The following is a 17,114-nucleotide window of genomic DNA, read 5'->3' as shown; positions in this document are numbered from 1 at the left end:
GCGGCCCGGGAGGGGTGGTCCGGGCCGCCCGCGTGTACGTGAGGGGGGCGGAGTGGGAGGAGGGGGCCGGGCGGTGGGTCAGGCCGGGGTGACGGGGCGGGCCAGCGTGGCGACGAGGACGGCCTTGATGGTGTGCAGCCGGTTCTCCGCCTGGTCGAAGACGACCGAGTGCGCGGACTCGAAGACCTCGTCGGTGACCTCCAGGGAGTCCAGTCCGTACTCCTCGAAGATCTCCCGGCCGACGGTGGTCCCCAGGTCGTGGAAGGCGGGCAGGCAGTGCAGGAACCGCACGTCCGGGTTGCCGGTGGCGCGCAGCACGTCCATGGTCACCGCGTACGGGGTCAGGGCGGCGATCCGCTCCCGCCAGACCTCCTTGGGCTCGCCCATGGAGACCCACACGTCGGTGGCGACGAAGTCGGCGCCCCGTACGCCCTCCTCGACGATCTCGGTGAGCGTGATCCGCGCCCCGCTCGCCTCGGCGAGTTCCCGGGCCCGGTCGACGACCTCGCGGGCGGGCCAGTACGCCTTGGGGGCGACGAGGCGCACGTCCATGCCGAGCAGGGCGCCGGTGACCAGGTAGGAGTTGCCCATGTTGAAGCGGGCGTCGCCGAGGTAGGCGAAGGCCGTCCCGGACAGGGGCCCGCTGCCGTGCTCGGTCATGGTGAGCACGTCGGCGAGCATCTGCGTGGGGTGCCACTCGTCGGTGAGCCCGTTGTAGACGGGCACCCCGGCGTGGGCGGCCAGCTCCTCGACCTTGTGCTGGCTGTCGCCCCGGTACTCGATCCCGTCGTACATCCGGCCGAGGACGCGCGCGGTGTCCCGGACGGACTCCTTGTGCCCCATCTGCGAGCCGGCAGGGTCGAGGTAGGTGGTGGCGGCGCCCTGGTCGGCGGCGGCGACCTCGAACGCGCAGCGGGTGCGGGTCGAGGTCTTCTCGAAGATCAGCGCGATGTTCCGGCCGCGCAGGTACGGTGTCTCGGTCCCGGCCTTCTTGGCGGCCTTCAGCTCCGCGGCCAGCCCGACCAGAGCGCGGAACTCCTCCGCGGTGAAGTCGGTCTCCTTGAGGAAGTGGCGGCCGGTGAGGCCGGGCGGGACTGTCGCCATGAGGGGCGCTCCAGGGCTGCGGGACGTGACGGGACTCTGGAATACTATACAAAACCCAGAATTCTTATACACAGGGTGGGTCCTGGAGCGGACCGCCCGGGGCCGGGGTGGGTCCCGGACCGGACCGGCCGGGACCGGGGCGGTGGGCCCCGGCCCGGGTCGGACTGCCCGGCGGGACCCGGCCCCGGGTCCGGTGCGTGCGGCTAGACCGGCCCCCTCTCCAGCGGGCAGCTCATGCAGCGCGGGCCGCCGCGGCCCCGCCCCAGCTCGCTGCCCGGGATCTCGATCACCTCGATGCCCTGTTTGCGCAGGTGGGTGTTGGTGGTCGCGTTGCGCTCGTAGGCGATGACCACGCCGGGCTCGACGGCGAGGACGTTGCAGCCGTCGTCCCACTGCTCACGCTCGGCCGCGTGCACGTCCTGGGTCGCGGTCAGCACCCGGATCTCGCTCAGCCCGAGCGCGGCGGCGATCGCGCGGTGCATGTGCTCGGGCGGATGGTCGGTGACCTTCAGCTCCTTCTCGCCGACGCCCGGCTCGATGGTGTACGAGCGGAGCATGCCGAGCCCCGCGTACTGGGTGAAGGTGTCGCCGTCGATCATCGTCATCACGGTGTCGAGGTGCATCACGGCCCGCCGTTTCGGCATGTCCAGGGCCACGATGGTGCGCGCCGAGCCCGCCGCGAACAGCTTGTACGCGAGCATCTCGACCGCCTGCGGCGTGGTGCGCTCGCTCATGCCGATGAGGACGGCGCCGTTGCCGATGACCAGGACGTCGCCGCCCTCGATGGTGGACGGGTAGTCGGCCTGCCCCTCGGACCAGACGTGGAAGGTCTCGTCGCGGAAGAGGGGGTGGTGCCGGTAGATCGCCTCGAAGTGGACGGTCTCGCGCTGGCGGGCGGGCCAGCGCATGGCGTTGATGGAGACGCCGTCGTAGATCCAGGCGGAGGTGTCCCGGGTGAAGAGGTGGTTGGGCAGCGGCCGGAGCAGGAAGTCGTCCAGCTCCATGGCGTGGAAGGCCACGGAGGTCGGCTCGGCGTGCGCGTCCAGGAACTCCCGCTTGGTCATGCCGCCGACCAGCGACGCCGCCAGCTCCCGGGCGGGCAGTGGTTCGAAGGCGGCCCGCAGGTGGTCGGTGGCGAGGACGCCGTACTCCTTCTCGTCGAAGACCCGGTCCAGGACGAGCCGCCGGGCCTCCGGCAGGGCCAGGGTCTCGGTGAGCAGGTCGCCGAAGAGGTGTACGGCGACGCCGCGCTCGCGCAGCACGTCGGCGAACCCGTCGTGCTCGGCCCGCGCCCGCCGCACCCACAGCACGTCGTCGAAGAGCAGGGCGTCCTTGTTGCTGGGGGTGAGCCTTTTGAGCTCAAGGTCCGGCCGGTGCAGGATGACGCGGCGCAGCCGCCCGGCTTCGGAGTCGACATGGAATCCCATGCCTCCATCCTGACCACTCTCCCCCCGCTTCACCCCCTCGCCGGGGACCCGCGTGGCGGCCCGCCGGGGGCCCGGCGCCCGGGTGGGGGCTCCCCGCGCCCCGAGGAGCCCTCCCGGCGGGGCCCGCGGATCAGGCGGCGAGCGGCAGCCCGGCCAGCATGACGGCGTACACCGGGGAGTCCGGGAAGGGCCGGCGGTCGCCGACCTTCCGGAAGCCCCAGGACTCGTACAGTGCCTGGACCCTCGGGTGTTCGCGGTCGACGAGCAGGACCACCAGGTCCTCGTCCCGGTCCGCCAGCAGCGCCCGGCTCACCCGCTCCGCCGTCCCGGTCTTCCGCCACGTCGTCCGTACGGCCAGCTCGGAGAAGGAGAACGTCCGGTCCTTCTCCGGGGCGGGCTCCAGGTGCTCGCGCCACCACTCCCGGTCCGGGTTCGCGGGTGCCCCGTAGGCGAAGGCCACCGGCTCGTCCCCGTCGTAGGCGATCACACAGGCGAACTCGGGGTGACCGCCCCAGTGGTCGACGAACCAGGGGAAGCGCTGGTTGAACTCGTCGTCCATCGCGTCGCCATAGGCGTCGGCGTGCACGTCGATCAGTGCCTGGCGGATCTGCGGGAGATCCCGGTGCGAAAAGCGTCGGACGACCAGACCGGCGGCGCTCACAGTCGACTCCATTCGGCTCGGTGGCGGTCGCCCCGTTCTCGGGCGGCCGGGGCGTCAGAAGGGCATGCCCGCGCGCTTGGCCAGCCGGGTCAGGCGCGGGTTGCCGCGGCGGTGCAGCGAGGTCAGGACCCTCATCCCGTGGTCGCACTCCGGCCACTCGCGGGGCCCGGCGTTGTGCAGGCGGTGCCGGCGTGAAGCTCCGCCGCATCTCCTCGCCCTCTTCGACCGAGGTCAGGCCGGCCCAAGCGGAGTTGTCAACGCGGGTTCAGCGCGAGCCGGGCGGAGTTGATGATGTTGTGAGCGTCGGCCCCGTACACGGCCGACTCGCGCAAGGTGTGCCAGGTTCGCAGGTACAGGGCAACACTGTCGGCGTCGTCAAGCCACATCTCGGCGTGCCACGCCTCGGTGACCACCTGGCAATCGTCGTAGATCCAGAAGCCCAGGCCGGGCGGAACCTTCAGGGACGCGGTGAGCGGCACGATGCCGAGTTCCACGGTGTCCATGCCGATCACCCCCGCGAGGCGGTCGAGCTGGACCGCCAGCACCGAGGGCGAGCAGACCAGTGACCGCAGGACGGGTTCCCACAAGATGACGTGGTAGCTCCGGCCCCCGGCGTACAGAAGCTCTTGACGCTTTATGCGGGCTCGCACGGCTGCCTCGATGTCCCTGGGAGACCTGTGCAGTTCGGCCGAGCGGGTGAGCACGGCACGTGCGTAGTCTGGAGTCTGGAGGACGCCGACGATCCACGAGGATTCCCAGGCGCGCAGCACCTTCGAGTTGGCCTGTGCCTCGTTGTGGACATCCTGGACGGGCTTGTGTCCGCCGACCAGTTGCCGACGCCACGAGCGTATGTGCGACTCGAACCCCGTCAGCCTGGCCCGCAGTTCCTCATACGACGCGGGCTGACCACATGCGGCGGCCCACGCCTGGAGATCCTCGGGCGTGGCCGTCTGCCTGCCCAACTCCAGCTTCGAAACTTTGGAGTTGGGCCAATCGAGTTTGCGGGCCAGGGCAGTACCGGTGAGTCGGCCCTCAGGTGCGGCAAGCCGGAGTTCCCGGAGACGCACCCCGAGGGCTTCGCGGGCCTGCTGATAGTCCGTGCTCACCGGCACACACCTGCTTTACGCCTCCTTCGCGGCCGGCTCCGCGGCGAACTTCTCGAACGGAACGGCGTAGTGCTGTGCGATGTCCCGCAGTCGGTTGTACTGGTTGACACGTACGGGTTCCGTGATCAGCTCGGCACCCGTGAGGTTGTCATCATCGTCGAAGACGCACACGGCGACAATGTGCGAGTCGAAGATCCAGAAGTCCTCATCCGGCAGGTTGACCCGCTCGGCATCCTCGCGCCACATGTTGCGCACGTCCTCGCCGAGGGCGGCGTTCTTCTCGGCGTGCGCGAGCAGGTACCGCTGCCCCTCGGTCGGCGGATTGTCCACGATGCGCACCCTGCCGACGTACACGCCGTCCGCCGTCTTGGCCCGGATGCCCTGGCCCCAGGGGGTGTCGAGGTCCCACGTCGGTGCCTCGCCCCGGGCAAACTGAGCGTAGGTGTCCGTGGCCTCATCGACCGCGTAGCGCTGGCGCATCTCCAGGTGCCACGCGCTGTGCTGGAAGCTCTCGAAGAGTCGGGCGAACTGCTCAGGGGTCAAGATGCGCGGTTCGGTGTCGCGGTCCTTCGGGCCGAAGTCGATCAGTGTGTTGCGGGGCATCACGATCGGGATCTCGTCCTCGTCGATGTGCTGGAGCTGGGCGAGTGCCTCGGGGTCGGTGAGGCGCGGTCCGTGCACGATGACCTCGCCCGTGTCCAGGTCTTCGTGAATCGCGGGGCAACTTCCCTCGCCGCTGCCCGTACCGTTGAAGCGCAGTCGAGTCATGTCAGAGTCCCTTCGCCGGAAGCCGATCACACCAGCATCACAAGGCCGCACGTCTCGGACTATGGATTTCCACCGCCTTCGTGAGAAAAACCGAGCCAAGTGAGCGGGCGCATGAGAAAAAGCGAGAAAACACCGTGGTGCCTCCCGCCTGCTCGTCCTTAGCGTCCGGTTCATGGTGGATACGAAGAAGCCGGACATCGACCCGTTGGCGGCGATGGAATCTCTCAGAGCAGCACTGGCCGAGGTCGGGATCGTCCTGCCCTCCCTGCGAGTTGACGCCGCCTCCCCGCAACTGCGGCTTGTCGAGCTGGGACGTGTGCGCGCCAACGTGGCCGCTCGCCTGGCCGAAGCCCTCCGGCGAGGCGGCCGGAAGTGGTGAGCGCGGTGGAGACGCACCCGACGATGCTCAGTCACGGCGAACTGCCGTACCCGCGCGGAACGCTCGTCGAGGACACGCAGCACGGCCGGACCGGTGAACTCGTCGGCGTGATCGAGGAGCGCGTCAAAAAGGACAACAGGCTCATCAGCCGAACGGCATTCCTGCGGCCGGAGGGCGGTGGCACGGAATGGGACGTCCCTTTGCAGCACATCCGCCCCGTCGGGAACCCTTAGGCGTCCCGACGAAGCGCGCGGCCCTCGTCACCCCGGGCGACGTGATCGGCTACGAGGGCGAGTGGCGCACCGTCAAGGAGACGTCCACCGCCCGAGGCCCGATGGGCGGGCCGGCCGTCCTGGTCACCTGGGAGGAGGGCGGCACGGCCCGCTTCCCCGCCGGGGACGAACTCCTGTCAGGAGAACCGGACCCCACCTGACCAGCGCTTGGAGCCCCACCCCCAGGGCGCCCCGGGGGGTGGGGCTCGGCCCCAGGGGCCGCGGTGGGGCCGGGCGCGGGGCCCCCGGGGCGCGTCGCTCCCGGGGGCCACCGGCGCGGACCGGAGGTCAGAGGCGGGGGTCGACCGGTTCGGATTCGAGGGCGAGGACGGCGAAGACGGGCTCGTGGACGCGCCACAGGGGTTCGCCGTCGGCGAGCCGGTCCAGGGCCTCCAGGCCGGCGGCCTGGAGCCCCCGCCCGGGGCGTCCGTCGGCATCGTGGCGAGCCTGCTCAAGCACGCGCCCACGACCCCAAAGGCACCGGCCGTCCTCTTCGGCGGAGGCGCGTTCGGGGGCGCGGCGACCCTTTGCCCACTGGTCATGAGTTCGCTCGGCATGCTGTGACCCTGGCTCGCCCACCACGTCATCACCGCGGGTTCAGGGCACGGCGAGCGGCCTTGATGACGTTGTGGGCGTCTGCCCCGTACACGGCCGACTCGCGCAGGATGCGCCAGACCTTCGAGTACAAGGCGATGTTGTCGGCGTCGTCCAACCACATCTCGGCGTGCCAGTCCTCGGCGACCACCAGGCGGCCGTCAAGGACCCAGAAGCCATTGGCGGGCACGATCTTCACAGAGGCCGTGAACGGGATGACGCCAAGCTCCACCGTGTCCATGCCGAGCATCCCGGTAAGGCGGTCGAGCTGAGCAGCCAGCACGGAGGACGGACAGATCAGCGACCGCAACGCCGCTTCCCACGTCAGGACGTGCAGCTTGCGACCGGGCCGGTACAGCCACTCTTGCCGCTGCACCCGGGAGCGCACGGCGGCCTCGACGTCGCCGGCTCCGCCAAGCAGTTCGGAATAGCGCTGGATGACGTGACGGGCGTACTCGGGCGTCTGCAACAGACCCGGGATCACCGACTCTTCCCAGATCCACATTTCCGAGGTCCGGTCGATCTCGGCGCTCAGGCCCTCGTGAAGCGGCTTGAAGCCGTTCGCCAGCGCGCGACGCCATGACCTGATGTGGGACTCGAACCCTGCCAGCCGGGCGGCGAGTTCGGCGTACACGCCCGGCTGCTCGGTCGCGTCGGCCCACGCCTTCAGATCCTCGGGGGTGGCCGTCTGCTTGCCGTTCTCCAGCTTGCTGACCTTGGAGCCGGGCCAGCCGAGCCGCTGGGCAAGCTGCTGACCGGTGAGCCGACCACCAGGGCAGGTGAACCGGAGTTCGCGCAGTCGCGCCCCCAGGGCCACCCTGGCTTGCTGATAGTCGGTGCTCACCGGTCACGCGTCATTCGGCCGCGGCGAACTGGTCGAACGGCACAGCGTGGTGCATCGCCGCGTCACGGACGATGGCGTACCGAACGACCTCAGCCGGTTCGGTGATCAGCTCAATGTCCGTGATGTTGTCGGCGTCATCGAAGTGCAGCACAGCGACGATCCGAGAGTCGAAGATCCAGAAGTCTTCGGCGGGCAGGTCGCCGGCGTCCTCGCGCCACAGGTAGCGGATGTCCTCGCCGACCGCCGCGTTGTGACGGGCGTAGTCGAGCAAGAACCGCTGCTCGGTGGTCATCGGCTTATCGGCCACGCGCACCCGTCCGACCGTCTTGCCTGCCTCGGTCTGGGCCTTGATGTTGACGAACCAGGGCTCGTTGGGGTCGCACGGCGCGGAGCCGGTCGCCAAGAATGCCTGATAGTCGGGGTCCTCGCGGTCCGAGGCGTAACCGCGTCGGGTCTCCAGCCGCCAGGCGGTGTACTCGAAGGTCTCGAAGAGGCGGCGGAAGGTGGCCCGGTCCACGAGTTCCGGCACGTGCTCCATCTCCTTCGGTCCCCAGTTCACGAGCAGTTCGCGGGGCACGGCCACCGCTGCGTCACCCGGCCCGAAGTGCTTGAGCTGCGCGAGGTCTTCCGGGTCGGTGACGGGCGTACCTTGCACGATGATCTCGCCGGTTCCCTCGTCCGTGTGCAGGGCGGGGCAGCCGTCGACCTTGCTGTCTGTGCCGGTGAAGCGAAGCTGACGAGTCATGAACGCTTTCCCTTCCAGGGGGTGTTGATCCAACAGCATGGTCGGGCGCCCAGCTCGGTTCTACGGAGTCGGGCGGAGCCCATGAGAAAACATCAGCAATCTTCGTCGCGCACCGAGCAAATTCGAGAAAGCAGCATATCGGGAGGCACCTGCCGACTTCTAGCGTCCGGTTCATGGAGACCAAGGAACAGCCGGACAGCGACCCGTTCGCGGCTATGGAGTCATTGAGAGAAGCGCTGAGCGGAGTCGGGATCGTCCTGCCCTCGCTGGCGGTGGACGCTGCGTCCCCGCGACTGCGGCTGGTGGAGCTGGGGCGGGTGCGGTCCGACGTGGCCGTCCGGCTGGCCGAAGCTCTCCGGCGAGGAGGCAACGAGTGATGGGCGCGGTAGAGAAGCCGCCAACGATGCTGAGTCACGGCGAGCTGCCCTACCCGTACGGAACGCTCGTCGAGGACACGCAGCACGACCGGACGGGCGAACTCGTCGGCGTGATCGAAGAGCACACCAAGAAGGGCCGGAAGCTCATCAGCCGGACAGCGTTCCTGCGGCCTACGGGCGGCGGCATCGAGTGGGACGTGCCCCTGGAGAGCGTCAAGCCCGTGAAGGCGGGGTCGTGACGACGCCGACCAAGGTGGCCGCCCTGCTGGGGCCCGGAGACCACATCGGCTACGAGGGCAAGTGGCGCACGGTGAAGACGACGAAGACCGACATCGGGTCGATGGGTGGGCTGTTCGTGGTCGTCGCCTGGGAGGAGGGCGGCACCGACCGGTTCCGCGCGGGTGATGAACTGCTGGTGGGCACCCCTGCGCCACCCCCGGCCGGAGGGTAGGCCGTCGTGTGGGCGCTGTCGCTCTCCCTGGGCATAAGAACGCCCCGCCGGTACTCGCCCGGCGGGGCTTCTCTGTGCGCTCCCGACGTGGGCGGCGTCCCGCTCTCGCGGTACGGCGAGAATCGCCTGGCAGCGCAGCCCGGCGAATTGCACAGCGGGCGACGCCTTCGGTCGTCGCCCTCGCCCAACGGGGCGTCAGGTCGTGAGCTGGCTCTGGACCTGGGAGGAGATCAGCTCCAGGTGGTCCAGGTCGTCCAGGTCGAGGACCTGGAGGTAGATCCGCTGCGAGCCCGCCTCCGCGTACCGGCCGATCTTCTCGACGACCTCGGACGGGGAGCCGGCCAGGCCGTTGGCCTTCAGCTCGTCGACCTCCCGGCCGATGACGGCGGCGCGGCGGGCGACCTCGGCGTCGTCCTTGCCGACGCAGACGACGAGGGCGTTGGAGTACGTCAGCGCGTCGGCCGGGCGGCCGGCCTCCTCGGCGGCGGCACGGACGCGGCCGAACTGGCGCCGGGTGTCGTCGAGGGAGGCGAAGGGGATGTTGAACTCGTCGGCGTACCGGGCCGCCAGCCGGGGCGTGCGGACGGCGCCGTGGCCGCCGATGAGCACCGGCACCCTGGCCTGCGCGGGCTTGGGCAGCGCGGGCGAGCCGGTGAGGTCGTAGTAGGTGCCGTGGAAGTCGAAGGTCTGGCCGGCCTCGGTCTCCCACAGGCCGGTGACGATCGCGAGCTGCTCTTCCAGGCGGGCGAACTTCTCCTTCGGGAAGGGGATGCCGTACGCCTTGTGCTCCTCCTCGAACCAGCCCGCCCCGAGGCCCAGTTCGACGCGTCCGCCGGACATCTGGTCGACCTGGGCGACCTGGATGGCGAGGACGCCGGGGAGCCGGAAGGTGCCGGCCGTCATGAGGGTGCCGAGGCGGATGCGCCGGGTCTCGCGGGCGAGGCCGGCGAGGGTGATCCAGGCGTCGGTGGGGCCGGGCATGCCGTCCGCCGAGCCCATGCTGAGATAATGATCCGAGCGGAAAAAGGCGTCGAATCCCAGGTCCTCGGTGGCCTTCGCCACGGTGAGCAAGGTGTCGTAGGTGGCCCCCTGCTGGGGCTCGGTGAAGATGCGGAGATCCATGCCCTCCATCCTGCCTGCTCGGCCGGTACGCGCCGGACAGGCTCCGGTCCGGCGGGGTCGTGCCGGTGGTCCTGGCGGGTGACGGGGGCGGGGCGCACGGCCCACGGAAGGACGGGGCCCTCCGCCGTGCGACCTAGTTCCGCCGCCCGATGTGGCCCGGCGCCGCACGCCATAACCTCGCCGCATGACGGTAGTTGACTCTCGTCCCGGCGGCCCCCGTACCTCCCGGCAGCGCAAGCGCGAGGCGCTTGAACGGCTCGCGCGCGACAAGGACGTATGGGTCGCCACGGCCGACGCCACCGGCGAGCCGTGTCTCGTGCCGCTGGTCTTCTGGTGGGACGGCGAGACGGTGTGGCTGTCCACCCGCGACACCAACCCGACCGGGCGCAACCTGTGCGCCTCGGGCCGGGTCCGGCTCAGCTTCGGCCACAGCCGGGACGTGGTCCTGGTCCACGGCACCGCGCGCGTGCTGACCCGCGAGGAGGTCTCGGCCGAGGTCGGCGACGCCTTCGCCGCCAAGGACGGCTGGGACCCTCGAGAGGACCACCCCTCGTACGTCTTCTTCCAGGTCACCCCGCAGGTGCTTCAGGCGTGGGGGACGGCTTCCGAGATGGCCGGACGGACCCTGATGCGCGACGGGAAGTGGCTGGTCTAGGCCGGTCAGGGGGGCGGCAGCCCAGGGGTGCGGGCGCGCGAGGGGGCGCGGGCGGGCAGGGCGCCACGGTACGGGACCGGCGGGGCGGGGCCGGGAGGTACGGCGTCCCCAGGCGCGGGACCGTCGCGGGGTGCGGGGTGGTGGGGTGCGGGGTGCGGGGTGGCGGGGTGGCGGGCTCGGGTCAGCCGGCCTCCCGTTCTCGCGCCGTGAGGTCCGGCTGCTGCCGGTCGGCCAGTTTGCGGAGCATCTCCAGGACGCGGTCCCGGGACTCGTCGGCCGCGTCGATGGCCTCCAGGCAGCTCCAGTAGGTCGCCTCGTCGTCCGCCGCGCAGGCGATGCCGACGAGGGCGATGCCCGTCTCGCCCAGGAGGGTGCCTAAGCGGATCAACGCCTGCCGCGCGTCGCCCAGTTCGGTCAACTGGGCGGCGCGGGGCTCCTCCGGGGCCCGGTCCGGCAGGCGCAGCACCCCGCAGCCCCGGCCCGCCAGCTCGGTCAGCCCCAGGGCCTCGCCGCGCAGTTCGGGCGGTCCGGAGACCGCGAGTCTGCTGCCTATGGCCTGCGCCAGGGCCTGCGCCTGCCACACCTCCGTGAGGATGTCCGGCACCTCACGGCCTGCGGCCAGCGCACGCCCGCTCGTCACGATGAGCCGCACAGCGTCCATGCGCTGCCCCCGTCCCTCTCGCAGCGCGCTCACGGCGCGTGCGCCCGAACTCCCTTGTCCACTACCCAGAGTGAAGGCATGCGGTTCGAAAAGCCAGAGGAAGGCGGAAATCTCTGGACAGAAAATCGATTTCGGGCGAGAGTTGACTCCGGAGAGTGATAACGGAGCGCAAGGCTCCCGGGCGGGGGCGCATTTCACTCCCCCGGTGTGCGCCGGGCGCCCCCTACCGGGAAGCGGTGCTCGTTGCGCTCGATCTTCGCCGCCAGCGCGTCCAGCGGATCGACGCCGAGCACCTCGCACAGTTGGAGCAGATAGGCGAGGACGTCGGCGACCTCGTCCCGGACGCGGTGCGCGGTGCCGGCGTCGTCCATGACGCGCGCGGACTCCTCGGGGGTCAGCCACTGGAAGATCTCGACGAGTTCGGCGGCCTCCACGCTGAGCGCGGCGGCCAGGTTCTTGGGGGTGTGGTACGGCTGCCAGTTCCGGGCGGCGGCGAACTCGGCCAGGCGCCGCTGGAGGGCGGGCAGGTCGGCGGCGCGCACGGCGTCGGGCCGCGGAGTCCCGGACTGCGGGGCGTCGGGGCGCGGGACGTCGGGGTCTGGGGCGTCGGGGCGCGGGGCATCGGGGTCTGGGACGTCGGGGTCTGGGGCGTCGGGAGTGGGGTGTGCGGTCACGGTTCCAGGTGTACCACCGTGATGCCCTCGGTCCCCGCCGTCCAGGAGGCGTCCGGGACGGAGCCGACCAGCCGGATGTGTCCCCGCTCGCACATCCGGGCCGCCAGTCCGAGGAGTTGGGCGCGCTGGCGCGCGTCCAGTCCACGGTCGAGGCCGTCGGCGAGGACGGTGAGGGTCTGGAGCGGGCCGGGCGGCTCCCCGGCCGGGTCGGTCTCCAGCACGCCGGAGCCGGTGAGCAGGACCAGGACGAGGGCGACGTAGCGCAGCTCGCCGTAGCCGAGCCGGGCGAGTCCCGTGCGCACGCCGTCGCCGCGGTCCAGCAGGGCGCGGACCACACCGCCGACGACGGGCTCGGCCAGCACGTCGACGACCGGGCCGGCGCATCCGGCGCGGACCGCCGCGACGAACTGGGCGTGCCGCCGGGCGCATGCGTCGCGGGTGCGCCAGAGCACGTCGGCGAGGTTGTCGCAGCCGGCGAGGAGCCGCCCGGTGCCGGTGGGGACGGGTTCGCGCATGCGGCCGGGGCGGGGATCGCAGGCGAAGACGGAACGCAGCGCGACCAGCATCTGTTCGGCGGCGGCGAGCACCCGGCGCTGTCCGTCGGTCTTGCCGGCCACCCGCAGCGGCATCAGGGCGGTGCCGAGCCGGTCGTCGGGCAGCGGCCCGCGCGTCACCGGCGAGGGGCCGGCCGTGTACCAGGCGGCCTGGACGGCGCGGCGGCCCGGATCGCGTAGCGCGGTCTGGAGCAGGACGAGGCCGTCCACGCTCAACCGCTCGCCCACCACCCGCAGTTCGGGTTCGGCCTGGACGGCGACGTCGAGCCGGACCGGGCCCTCCGGCCCGTCGGCCGTGCAGCCGATGCGAAAGCCCCGGCGGCGCTGGGCGTCGGGCCGGGCCCGTTCGGGGATACAGGCGGCCGGGTCGGGGAAGACCGTGCCGAGTTCGGCGCCGCCGCCGAGCCGGGCCAGGGCCTCGTAGGCGCGCAGCGCGCTGGTCTTGCCGCAGCCGCTGGGTCCGGCGAGCACGGTGAGCGGGCCGAGCGGGAACGCGGCCCGCCGGTGGCCGGCGAAGGCGGACAGCCGCAGCTCGGTGACGCAGGGCCGGTCCGGCCGGGGCGGGGCGAGGACGGCGGACGCCGTAGTCGCAGGTGACGCTGCCATATGCCGACCGTAGGACTCCGGTTGGGGGCGAACCGTTCCACCCGGGGGACGTTCCTACGATCGGGGGACGGCACCGCCGGAGCGCGGACGCGGCGCGCTCCCCGCCCCGGGGCCCGGCGTCGCCATCGCCCGCCGTCCGGTGTGCTCACACCCCCCGGCTTCGCGCCGTCGCGCCCCCGGCGCCGCCCCGTCACACCCGACGCCGTCGCGCCCGAGGGGCCACGGCCCTCGGGCCACACGCCCCGGACCGCGGCCCTCGCATCCCACGCCGTCGTACGCCCGGACCGCGGCCCTCGTACCCCGCGCCGTCGTACGCCCGGACCGCGGCTCTCGTACACGCGCCGTCGTACACGCGCCGTCGTACGCCCAACCCCCGGCCCGCACCCCGCGCCCCGGCCCCCTCGGACGGCCCCGTCCCCTCACACCCCGGCGGCGCCCTCCATCAGGCCGTTGACCTCGGTCCCGGCCGGTGTCAGCAGGAACACGTTGCGGTCGACGCGGTGCATGCCGTTGCCGAGTCCGAAGACGACGCCGGTGCTGAAGTCCAGGACCCGCTTGGCCACCTCGGTCTCGGCGCCGGTCAGGTCGAGCAGGACGGGAATGCCCCCCATCAGGGTCTCGGCGACCTCGCGGGCGTCCGCGAAGACGCTGACCCGCAGGACGACGAAGCGGCGCCGCGCCTCCGTCCGCGCGCCGGGCAGCGCCCGGTGGCCGACGGCGGACGGCCAAGCGTCGCGTCCGCGCAACGGAACGACCTGGGCGAGCCCCTCCCACTGTTCATCGGTGACGTCGTGGCTGTTCACCGGCTCCCCCCGATTTCCCTCGCCTCTACTGCGTGCACCGGCCAATTCTTACGCCAAGTCACCCGATCGGCCCAACACCGACACGGGCCGCGACGGCAGCCGGGACGCGGGACCCGGCCCCCGCCGGTCAGGCGTGGTGCTCGTGACGGCTGGCCAGCGCCCAGATCACGAAGACGTCGATCGCCATCATGACGATGGACCAGACGGGCGCGTACGGCAGGAACAGGAACTCGGCGATGAGGCTCAGCGAGGCGAGGACGATACCCGCGACGCGCGCCCAGGCCATGTCCCGCAGCAGCCCCCATCCGGTGAGGATCAGGACGCCGCCGAGGACGACGTGGATGACGCCCCAGCCCGTCAGGTCGAGTTCGTAGACGTAGGTGCCGACACGGGCGTAGACGTCGTTCTCGGAGATGGCGGCGACGCCCTGGAGGACCGAGAGGATGCCGTTGAGCAGCATCAGGACACCGGCGAAGACGACGCCTCCCACCACCCAGCTCTCGCGGCGGCTCGACGGCGAGGGGCCGTACGGTCCGCCGGAGCCGTGGGAGGGGCCACCGGGCGAGCCGGGGCCACCGGGAGAACCGGGAGAACCGGGGGAGCCGGGCGAACCGGGAGGAGGTGCGGTGTGCTGGCTCATGAGCACGGTCCTTTCTGCGAGTCCCCCGTACGGGCCCGGTCCGCGGGGCACCGCGGGCGCCGGACCGGCTGAGTCCGAGCCTGCGGGCACACCGCCCGCCCGGCCAGACGGACCCGCCGAACGGGTGAAGGGGCCGGTCCGGGTCCGCGTGCGCCTCCCCGGACCCTCCCGTTAACTGGACCGCGCAGGCGGACCCCTGAGGCCGGCCGGGGTCCAGGTGCCCGTGGCCCCCGGGGCGCCGGCTCCGGAACCGAGGGGCGGACGAAGGAGGGCCCGTGACGCGTCGGCCCCCGTCTCCCGCGCCCGCACCGGGCCCGCGTCGGAGCACCCGGTGACCGCGCCCGGCGGCCCCGCGGACGCGCCCGCGCCCGCCGCCCCCGACCAGGCGGAACGGACCCTGCGCGAGACGCTGGTCAGTCCCGGCTACCCCCGGCTGTTGCTGCTGTGCGTGCTGCTCGGCGTGCCCGTCGCCCTGGCCTGCTTCTTCTTCGTCGGGCTCCAGCACCAGTTGCAGCACTGGGTGTGGACCTCGCTGCCCGGGGCCGTCGGCTACCACACCCCGCCGTGGTGGTGGCCGTTGCCCGCGCTGGTCCTGGCCGGGGTGATCCTCGCGCCGATCGTCACCCGGATGCCGGGCGCCGGCGGACATCTGCCGGTCGACGGGCTCGGCGGGGCCCCCGTCGGCCCCCGGGCGCTGCCGAGCGCGGTACTGGCCGCGCTGGCCACCCTGCCGCTCGGCGTGGTCCTCGGCCCCGAGGCCCCCCTGATGGCCGTGGGCAGCGGCCTCGCCCTGCTCGCGCTGCGGCGCACCGGCACCCCCGAGGACAGCCGCGCCGGGAAGGTCGTCGCCACCGCCGGGTCCACCGCCGCCATCTCCACCATCCTCGGCGGCCCGGTGGCCGCCGCCGTCCTGCTCATCGAGGGCGCGGGTCTCGGCGGAACGCGGCTGGTCGCGCTGCTGCTGCCCTGCCTGCTGGCGAGCGCGGCGGGCGCGCTGGTCTTCACCGGCTTCGGCCACTGGACCGGGCTGAAGATCGGCGCGCTCGCGCTGCCCGTCGTCCCGCCGTCCACTGGCCCGGACGCCGGGGACTTCCTGTGGGGCCTGCCGACGGCCGCGCTGATCGCGGTACTGATCACGCTGGCCCGGCGGCTCGGACGCCGTACCGCCTCCTGGGCCGGCCGCCGCACGGCGGCGCGCACCGTCCTGTGCGCCGGCGCGGTCGGCGTCTGCCTCAGCGCTTACGCCCTGATCACCGGCCGGTCCCCGGCGGAGGCGGCGCTGTCCGGGCAGAGCACGCTCGCCGCCCTCGCGGACCGTCCGCACGCCTGGTCGGTGGGTGCGCTGGTGGCGCTGGTCGCGTGCAAGGGGCTGGCCTGGGGGATCGCCCTGGGCAGTCTGCGCGGCGGCCCGATCTTCCCCTCGGTGCTGCTCGGCGCGGCGACGGCCCTGGCCTGCTCGGGGCTGCCCGGCTTCGGTGTGACCCCGGCGCTGGCCCTCGGCATCGCGGCGGCCTCGGCGGCGGTGACGGGGCTGCCGCTGGCGAGCGCGGTCCTGACGGTGCTGCTGATGGGCTCCGACGCGCACCAGCAGACGCCGCTCATCGTCATGGCGTCGGTCGTCTCCTTCGTCGTCGCCCAACTGGTGCCGCGGGGGCGGACGGAGGGGTCCCCGTGACGGGCCGCCACCGGGCCGACCCGCCGGACGACGGCAGGGACGGCGGCAGGGACAGCGGCAGCGACGACGGCAGGGACAGCGGCAGCGACGGCGGCGGGGACAGGGGCAGGGACGGCGGCAGGGACGGCGGTACGGACGCCGGTACGCCGGCCTGGCGCGGGTCGCTCGCGTGGCCGCTCTGCGCCGCCGCCGGGGTGGGCATGGTGGTGGCCTACTTCCTCGCCCCGCTCGACCGGCTCGGGCCGCAGCACCCGGCGCTGAGCTGGGCGCTGTTCATGGGGGCGCTGTTCGTCGTGGCCGGGCTGCTGCTGCGGGAGGTCCGCAACGTCCTGGTCGACCGCCCGCACACCCGGCCCGGCGCGATGATCACGCTGCTGATCCTGGTCACTGTGCACGTCTTCTCGACCGCGTACTACGCCCTCGCCAAGGAGCCCGGACAGTTCGCGGGGGACCTGCGCACCCGCCTGGACGCCCTGTACTTCACCATCGTGACGCTCGCCACGGTCGGCTACGGCGACATCGCCCCCAGTGGCCAGACCTCCCGGACCGTGGCCGTGGTCCAGATCCTCTACAGCTTCGTCTTCCTCACCGCCGCCGCGACCGCGCTGACCCAGCGGATGCGCGGGGTGCTGGAGCGCCGGGCGGAGCGCGAACGGGGCGAGTGACACCCGCCGTACACCCCGCCTCGGGCGACCGGGGCCGGAGGCGGGCACGGCCGGCGCGCTCGGTGGGCGGGCCCGCTGCCAGGAGTTTCGCTCCCGGGAGGTTCTTGTCACGACCCCGCCGGGCGCACTACTGTCACCACGCCTTGGTGAACGGGAAATCCGGTGTGATACCGGTGCGGCCCTCGCCACTGTGATCGGGAAGTCCGGCTCCGGCCCTCACGGGCAGCCACTGGGTCCTCGCGGACCCGGGAAGGCGGGGCATGGGCGGTGGTACCCGTCAGCCAGGAGACCGGCCAGGGCGCGTCAACCATCCACGAGGTGCTGGAGAGGG

22 protein-coding genes, 1 pseudogene and 1 riboswitch are annotated in these 17,114 nt (G+C 72.3%); of the genes and pseudogenes, 9 read left to right on the top strand and 14 right to left on the bottom strand.

Annotated elements, in window-relative coordinates:
• Positions 1-78 precede the first annotated feature (78 nt).
• The 5 genes from argF to J5Y05_RS01675 form a co-directional block, all read right to left on the bottom strand.
• On the bottom strand, positions 79-1,104 hold the full coding sequence (gene argF, locus J5Y05_RS01695) for an ornithine carbamoyltransferase (RefSeq protein WP_210867921.1): 1,026 nt from the start codon (positions 1,102-1,104) through the stop codon (positions 79-81).
• Between the two features lie 203 nt (positions 1,105-1,307).
• Positions 1,308-2,531: an arginine deiminase gene (locus J5Y05_RS01690; RefSeq protein ID WP_210867920.1), complete on the bottom strand. Its 1,224-nt coding sequence runs from the start codon at positions 2,529-2,531 to the stop codon at positions 1,308-1,310.
• A 130-nt stretch (positions 2,532-2,661) separates the two neighbouring features.
• Positions 2,662-3,204 carry a GNAT family N-acetyltransferase gene (locus J5Y05_RS01685; protein WP_210867919.1) on the bottom strand — a complete coding sequence of 181 codons (543 nt, stop codon included), beginning with the start codon at positions 3,202-3,204 and terminating at the stop codon, positions 2,662-2,664.
• 242 nt (positions 3,205-3,446) lie between these two features.
• Positions 3,447-4,298 (bottom strand): helix-turn-helix domain-containing protein, encoded by an 852-nt coding sequence (locus J5Y05_RS01680; protein WP_210867918.1) that lies wholly within the window; start codon positions 4,296-4,298, stop codon positions 3,447-3,449.
• 15 nt (positions 4,299-4,313) lie between these two features.
• Positions 4,314-5,066: a DUF6879 family protein gene (locus J5Y05_RS01675; protein WP_210867917.1), complete on the bottom strand. Its 753-nt coding sequence runs from the start codon at positions 5,064-5,066 to the stop codon at positions 4,314-4,316.
• A gap of 172 nt (positions 5,067-5,238) precedes the next feature.
• Between J5Y05_RS01675 and J5Y05_RS01670 the strand changes: the two genes are divergently transcribed.
• Genes J5Y05_RS01670 through J5Y05_RS31480 form a run of 3 tightly spaced genes read left to right on the top strand, consistent with a single transcriptional unit; the run spans position 5,239 to position 5,878 of the window.
• Positions 5,239-5,445 (top strand): hypothetical protein, encoded by a 207-nt coding sequence (locus tag J5Y05_RS01670; RefSeq protein ID WP_210867916.1) that lies wholly within the window; start codon positions 5,239-5,241, stop codon positions 5,443-5,445.
• Positions 5,446-5,450: 5 nt separating this feature from the next.
• Complete coding sequence (locus J5Y05_RS01665; RefSeq protein WP_307853644.1) at positions 5,451-5,678, top strand: hypothetical protein; 228 nt, start codon at positions 5,451-5,453, stop codon at positions 5,676-5,678.
• A 41-nt stretch (positions 5,679-5,719) separates the two neighbouring features.
• Positions 5,720-5,878 (top strand): hypothetical protein, encoded by a 159-nt coding sequence (locus tag J5Y05_RS31480; protein WP_247613994.1) that lies wholly within the window; start codon positions 5,720-5,722, stop codon positions 5,876-5,878.
• Between the two features lie 127 nt (positions 5,879-6,005).
• Here the strand turns inward: J5Y05_RS31480 and J5Y05_RS32370 are convergent.
• The 3 genes and pseudogenes from J5Y05_RS32370 to J5Y05_RS01645 form a co-directional block, all read right to left on the bottom strand.
• Positions 6,006-6,122 (bottom strand): annotated as a pseudogene (locus J5Y05_RS32370) (hypothetical protein); the annotation flags it as partial.
• Between the two features lie 181 nt (positions 6,123-6,303).
• A complete protein-coding gene (locus J5Y05_RS01650; RefSeq protein ID WP_210867914.1) occupies positions 6,304-7,155 on the bottom strand; it encodes a helix-turn-helix domain-containing protein in 852 nt (283 codons plus the stop codon).
• A 10-nt stretch (positions 7,156-7,165) separates the two neighbouring features.
• Positions 7,166-7,900, bottom strand: coding sequence for a DUF6879 family protein (locus J5Y05_RS01645; protein WP_210867913.1), 735 nt, complete (start codon positions 7,898-7,900; stop codon positions 7,166-7,168).
• A gap of 173 nt (positions 7,901-8,073) precedes the next feature.
• Here J5Y05_RS01645 and J5Y05_RS01640 point away from each other — a divergent pair, with 173 nt between their 5' ends.
• The 3 genes from J5Y05_RS01640 to J5Y05_RS01630 are packed head-to-tail and all read left to right on the top strand — an operon-like array spanning position 8,074 to position 8,728.
• Positions 8,074-8,277: a hypothetical protein gene (locus J5Y05_RS01640; protein WP_210867912.1), complete on the top strand. Its 204-nt coding sequence runs from the start codon at positions 8,074-8,076 to the stop codon at positions 8,275-8,277.
• A gap of 26 nt (positions 8,278-8,303) precedes the next feature.
• Positions 8,304-8,516: a hypothetical protein gene (locus tag J5Y05_RS01635; RefSeq protein WP_247613993.1), complete on the top strand. Its 213-nt coding sequence runs from the start codon at positions 8,304-8,306 to the stop codon at positions 8,514-8,516.
• Positions 8,513-8,728, top strand: coding sequence for a hypothetical protein (locus J5Y05_RS01630; protein ID WP_210867910.1), 216 nt, complete (start codon positions 8,513-8,515; stop codon positions 8,726-8,728). Before J5Y05_RS01635 ends, J5Y05_RS01630 begins: the two co-directional genes overlap by 4 nt.
• A 195-nt stretch (positions 8,729-8,923) precedes the next feature.
• Here the strand turns inward: J5Y05_RS01630 and J5Y05_RS01625 are convergent, their stop codons facing one another.
• Positions 8,924-9,850: an LLM class F420-dependent oxidoreductase gene (locus J5Y05_RS01625; protein WP_210867909.1), complete on the bottom strand. Its 927-nt coding sequence runs from the start codon at positions 9,848-9,850 to the stop codon at positions 8,924-8,926.
• Between the two features lie 184 nt (positions 9,851-10,034).
• On the opposite strand from J5Y05_RS01625, the gene J5Y05_RS01620 reads away from it, so the two are divergent.
• Positions 10,035-10,505, top strand: coding sequence for a pyridoxamine 5'-phosphate oxidase family protein (locus J5Y05_RS01620; protein WP_210867908.1), 471 nt, complete (start codon positions 10,035-10,037; stop codon positions 10,503-10,505).
• 181 nt (positions 10,506-10,686) lie between these two features.
• Here J5Y05_RS01620 and J5Y05_RS01615 read toward each other — a convergent pair whose 3' ends face one another.
• The 5 genes from J5Y05_RS01615 to J5Y05_RS01595 form a co-directional block, all read right to left on the bottom strand.
• Entirely contained in the window at positions 10,687-11,166 is a 480-nt protein-coding gene (locus J5Y05_RS01615; RefSeq protein WP_210867907.1) for a DUF6099 family protein, read from the bottom strand.
• A 194-nt stretch (positions 11,167-11,360) separates the two neighbouring features.
• Positions 11,361-11,708, bottom strand: coding sequence for a nucleotide pyrophosphohydrolase (locus J5Y05_RS01610; RefSeq protein ID WP_307853763.1), 348 nt, complete (start codon positions 11,706-11,708; stop codon positions 11,361-11,363).
• Positions 11,709-11,836: 128 nt separating this feature from the next.
• Positions 11,837-13,000, bottom strand: coding sequence for an AAA family ATPase (locus J5Y05_RS01605; protein WP_210867906.1), 1,164 nt, complete (start codon positions 12,998-13,000; stop codon positions 11,837-11,839).
• 419 nt (positions 13,001-13,419) lie between these two features.
• Positions 13,420-13,803, bottom strand: coding sequence for a cell division protein SepF (locus J5Y05_RS01600; protein WP_210867905.1), 384 nt, complete (start codon positions 13,801-13,803; stop codon positions 13,420-13,422).
• Between the two features lie 127 nt (positions 13,804-13,930).
• The gene (locus J5Y05_RS01595) at positions 13,931-14,443 is read right to left on the bottom strand and encodes a DUF7144 family membrane protein (protein ID WP_247613991.1); all 513 of its coding nucleotides are present in this window, start codon (positions 14,441-14,443) and stop codon (positions 13,931-13,933) included.
• Between the two features lie 331 nt (positions 14,444-14,774).
• Here J5Y05_RS01595 and J5Y05_RS01590 point away from each other — a divergent pair, with 331 nt between their 5' ends.
• Both J5Y05_RS01590 and J5Y05_RS01585 read left to right on the top strand, forming a co-directional pair.
• Entirely contained in the window at positions 14,775-16,118 is a 1,344-nt protein-coding gene (locus tag J5Y05_RS01590) for a chloride channel protein (protein ID WP_210867903.1), read from the top strand.
• The gene (locus J5Y05_RS01585) at positions 16,115-16,783 is read left to right on the top strand and encodes a potassium channel family protein (RefSeq protein ID WP_307853641.1); all 669 of its coding nucleotides are present in this window, start codon (positions 16,115-16,117) and stop codon (positions 16,781-16,783) included. The genes J5Y05_RS01590 and J5Y05_RS01585 overlap by 4 nt, the downstream gene beginning before the upstream one ends.
• 127 nt (positions 16,784-16,910) lie before the next feature.
• A riboswitch (cobalamin riboswitch) is annotated at positions 16,911-17,095 on the top strand.
• Positions 17,096-17,114: the final 19 nt, after the last annotated feature.

Origin of the sequence: Streptomyces tagetis (assembly GCF_018069565.1) — a bacterium.
GTDB lineage: Bacteria > Actinomycetota > Actinomycetes > Streptomycetales > Streptomycetaceae > Streptomyces > Streptomyces tagetis.
The sequence above is the reverse complement of the archived record's forward strand: the minus strand, read 5'-3'. Positions and strand labels throughout refer to the sequence as shown.

Excerpts from the sequence above, each read along its gene's own strand:
- J5Y05_RS01625 (WP_210867909.1), bottom strand. The coding sequence starts at position 9,850 with ATGGATCTCCGCATCTTCACCGAGCCCCAGCAGGGGGCCACCTACGAC.
- J5Y05_RS01615 (WP_210867907.1), bottom strand. The coding sequence starts at position 11,166 with ATGGACGCTGTGCGGCTCATCGTGACGAGCGGGCGTGCGCTGGCCGCA.
- J5Y05_RS01670 (WP_210867916.1), top strand. The coding sequence starts at position 5,239 with ATGGTGGATACGAAGAAGCCGGACATCGACCCGTTGGCGGCGATGGAA.
- J5Y05_RS01605 (WP_210867906.1), bottom strand. The coding sequence starts at position 13,000 with ATGGCAGCGTCACCTGCGACTACGGCGTCCGCCGTCCTCGCCCCGCCC.
- J5Y05_RS01645 (WP_210867913.1), bottom strand. The coding sequence starts at position 7,900 with ATGACTCGTCAGCTTCGCTTCACCGGCACAGACAGCAAGGTCGACGGC.
- J5Y05_RS01640 (WP_210867912.1), top strand. The coding sequence starts at position 8,074 with ATGGAGACCAAGGAACAGCCGGACAGCGACCCGTTCGCGGCTATGGAG.
- J5Y05_RS01595 (WP_247613991.1), bottom strand. The coding sequence starts at position 14,443 with ATGAGCCAGCACACCGCACCTCCTCCCGGTTCGCCCGGCTCCCCCGGT.
- J5Y05_RS01620 (WP_210867908.1), top strand. The coding sequence starts at position 10,035 with ATGACGGTAGTTGACTCTCGTCCCGGCGGCCCCCGTACCTCCCGGCAG.
- argF (WP_210867921.1), bottom strand. The coding sequence starts at position 1,104 with ATGGCGACAGTCCCGCCCGGCCTCACCGGCCGCCACTTCCTCAAGGAG.
- J5Y05_RS01690 (WP_210867920.1), bottom strand. The coding sequence starts at position 2,531 with ATGGGATTCCATGTCGACTCCGAAGCCGGGCGGCTGCGCCGCGTCATC.
- J5Y05_RS01635 (WP_247613993.1), top strand. The coding sequence starts at position 8,304 with ATGCTGAGTCACGGCGAGCTGCCCTACCCGTACGGAACGCTCGTCGAG.
- J5Y05_RS01685 (WP_210867919.1), bottom strand. The coding sequence starts at position 3,204 with ATGGAGTCGACTGTGAGCGCCGCCGGTCTGGTCGTCCGACGCTTTTCG.
- J5Y05_RS01675 (WP_210867917.1), bottom strand. The coding sequence starts at position 5,066 with ATGACTCGACTGCGCTTCAACGGTACGGGCAGCGGCGAGGGAAGTTGC.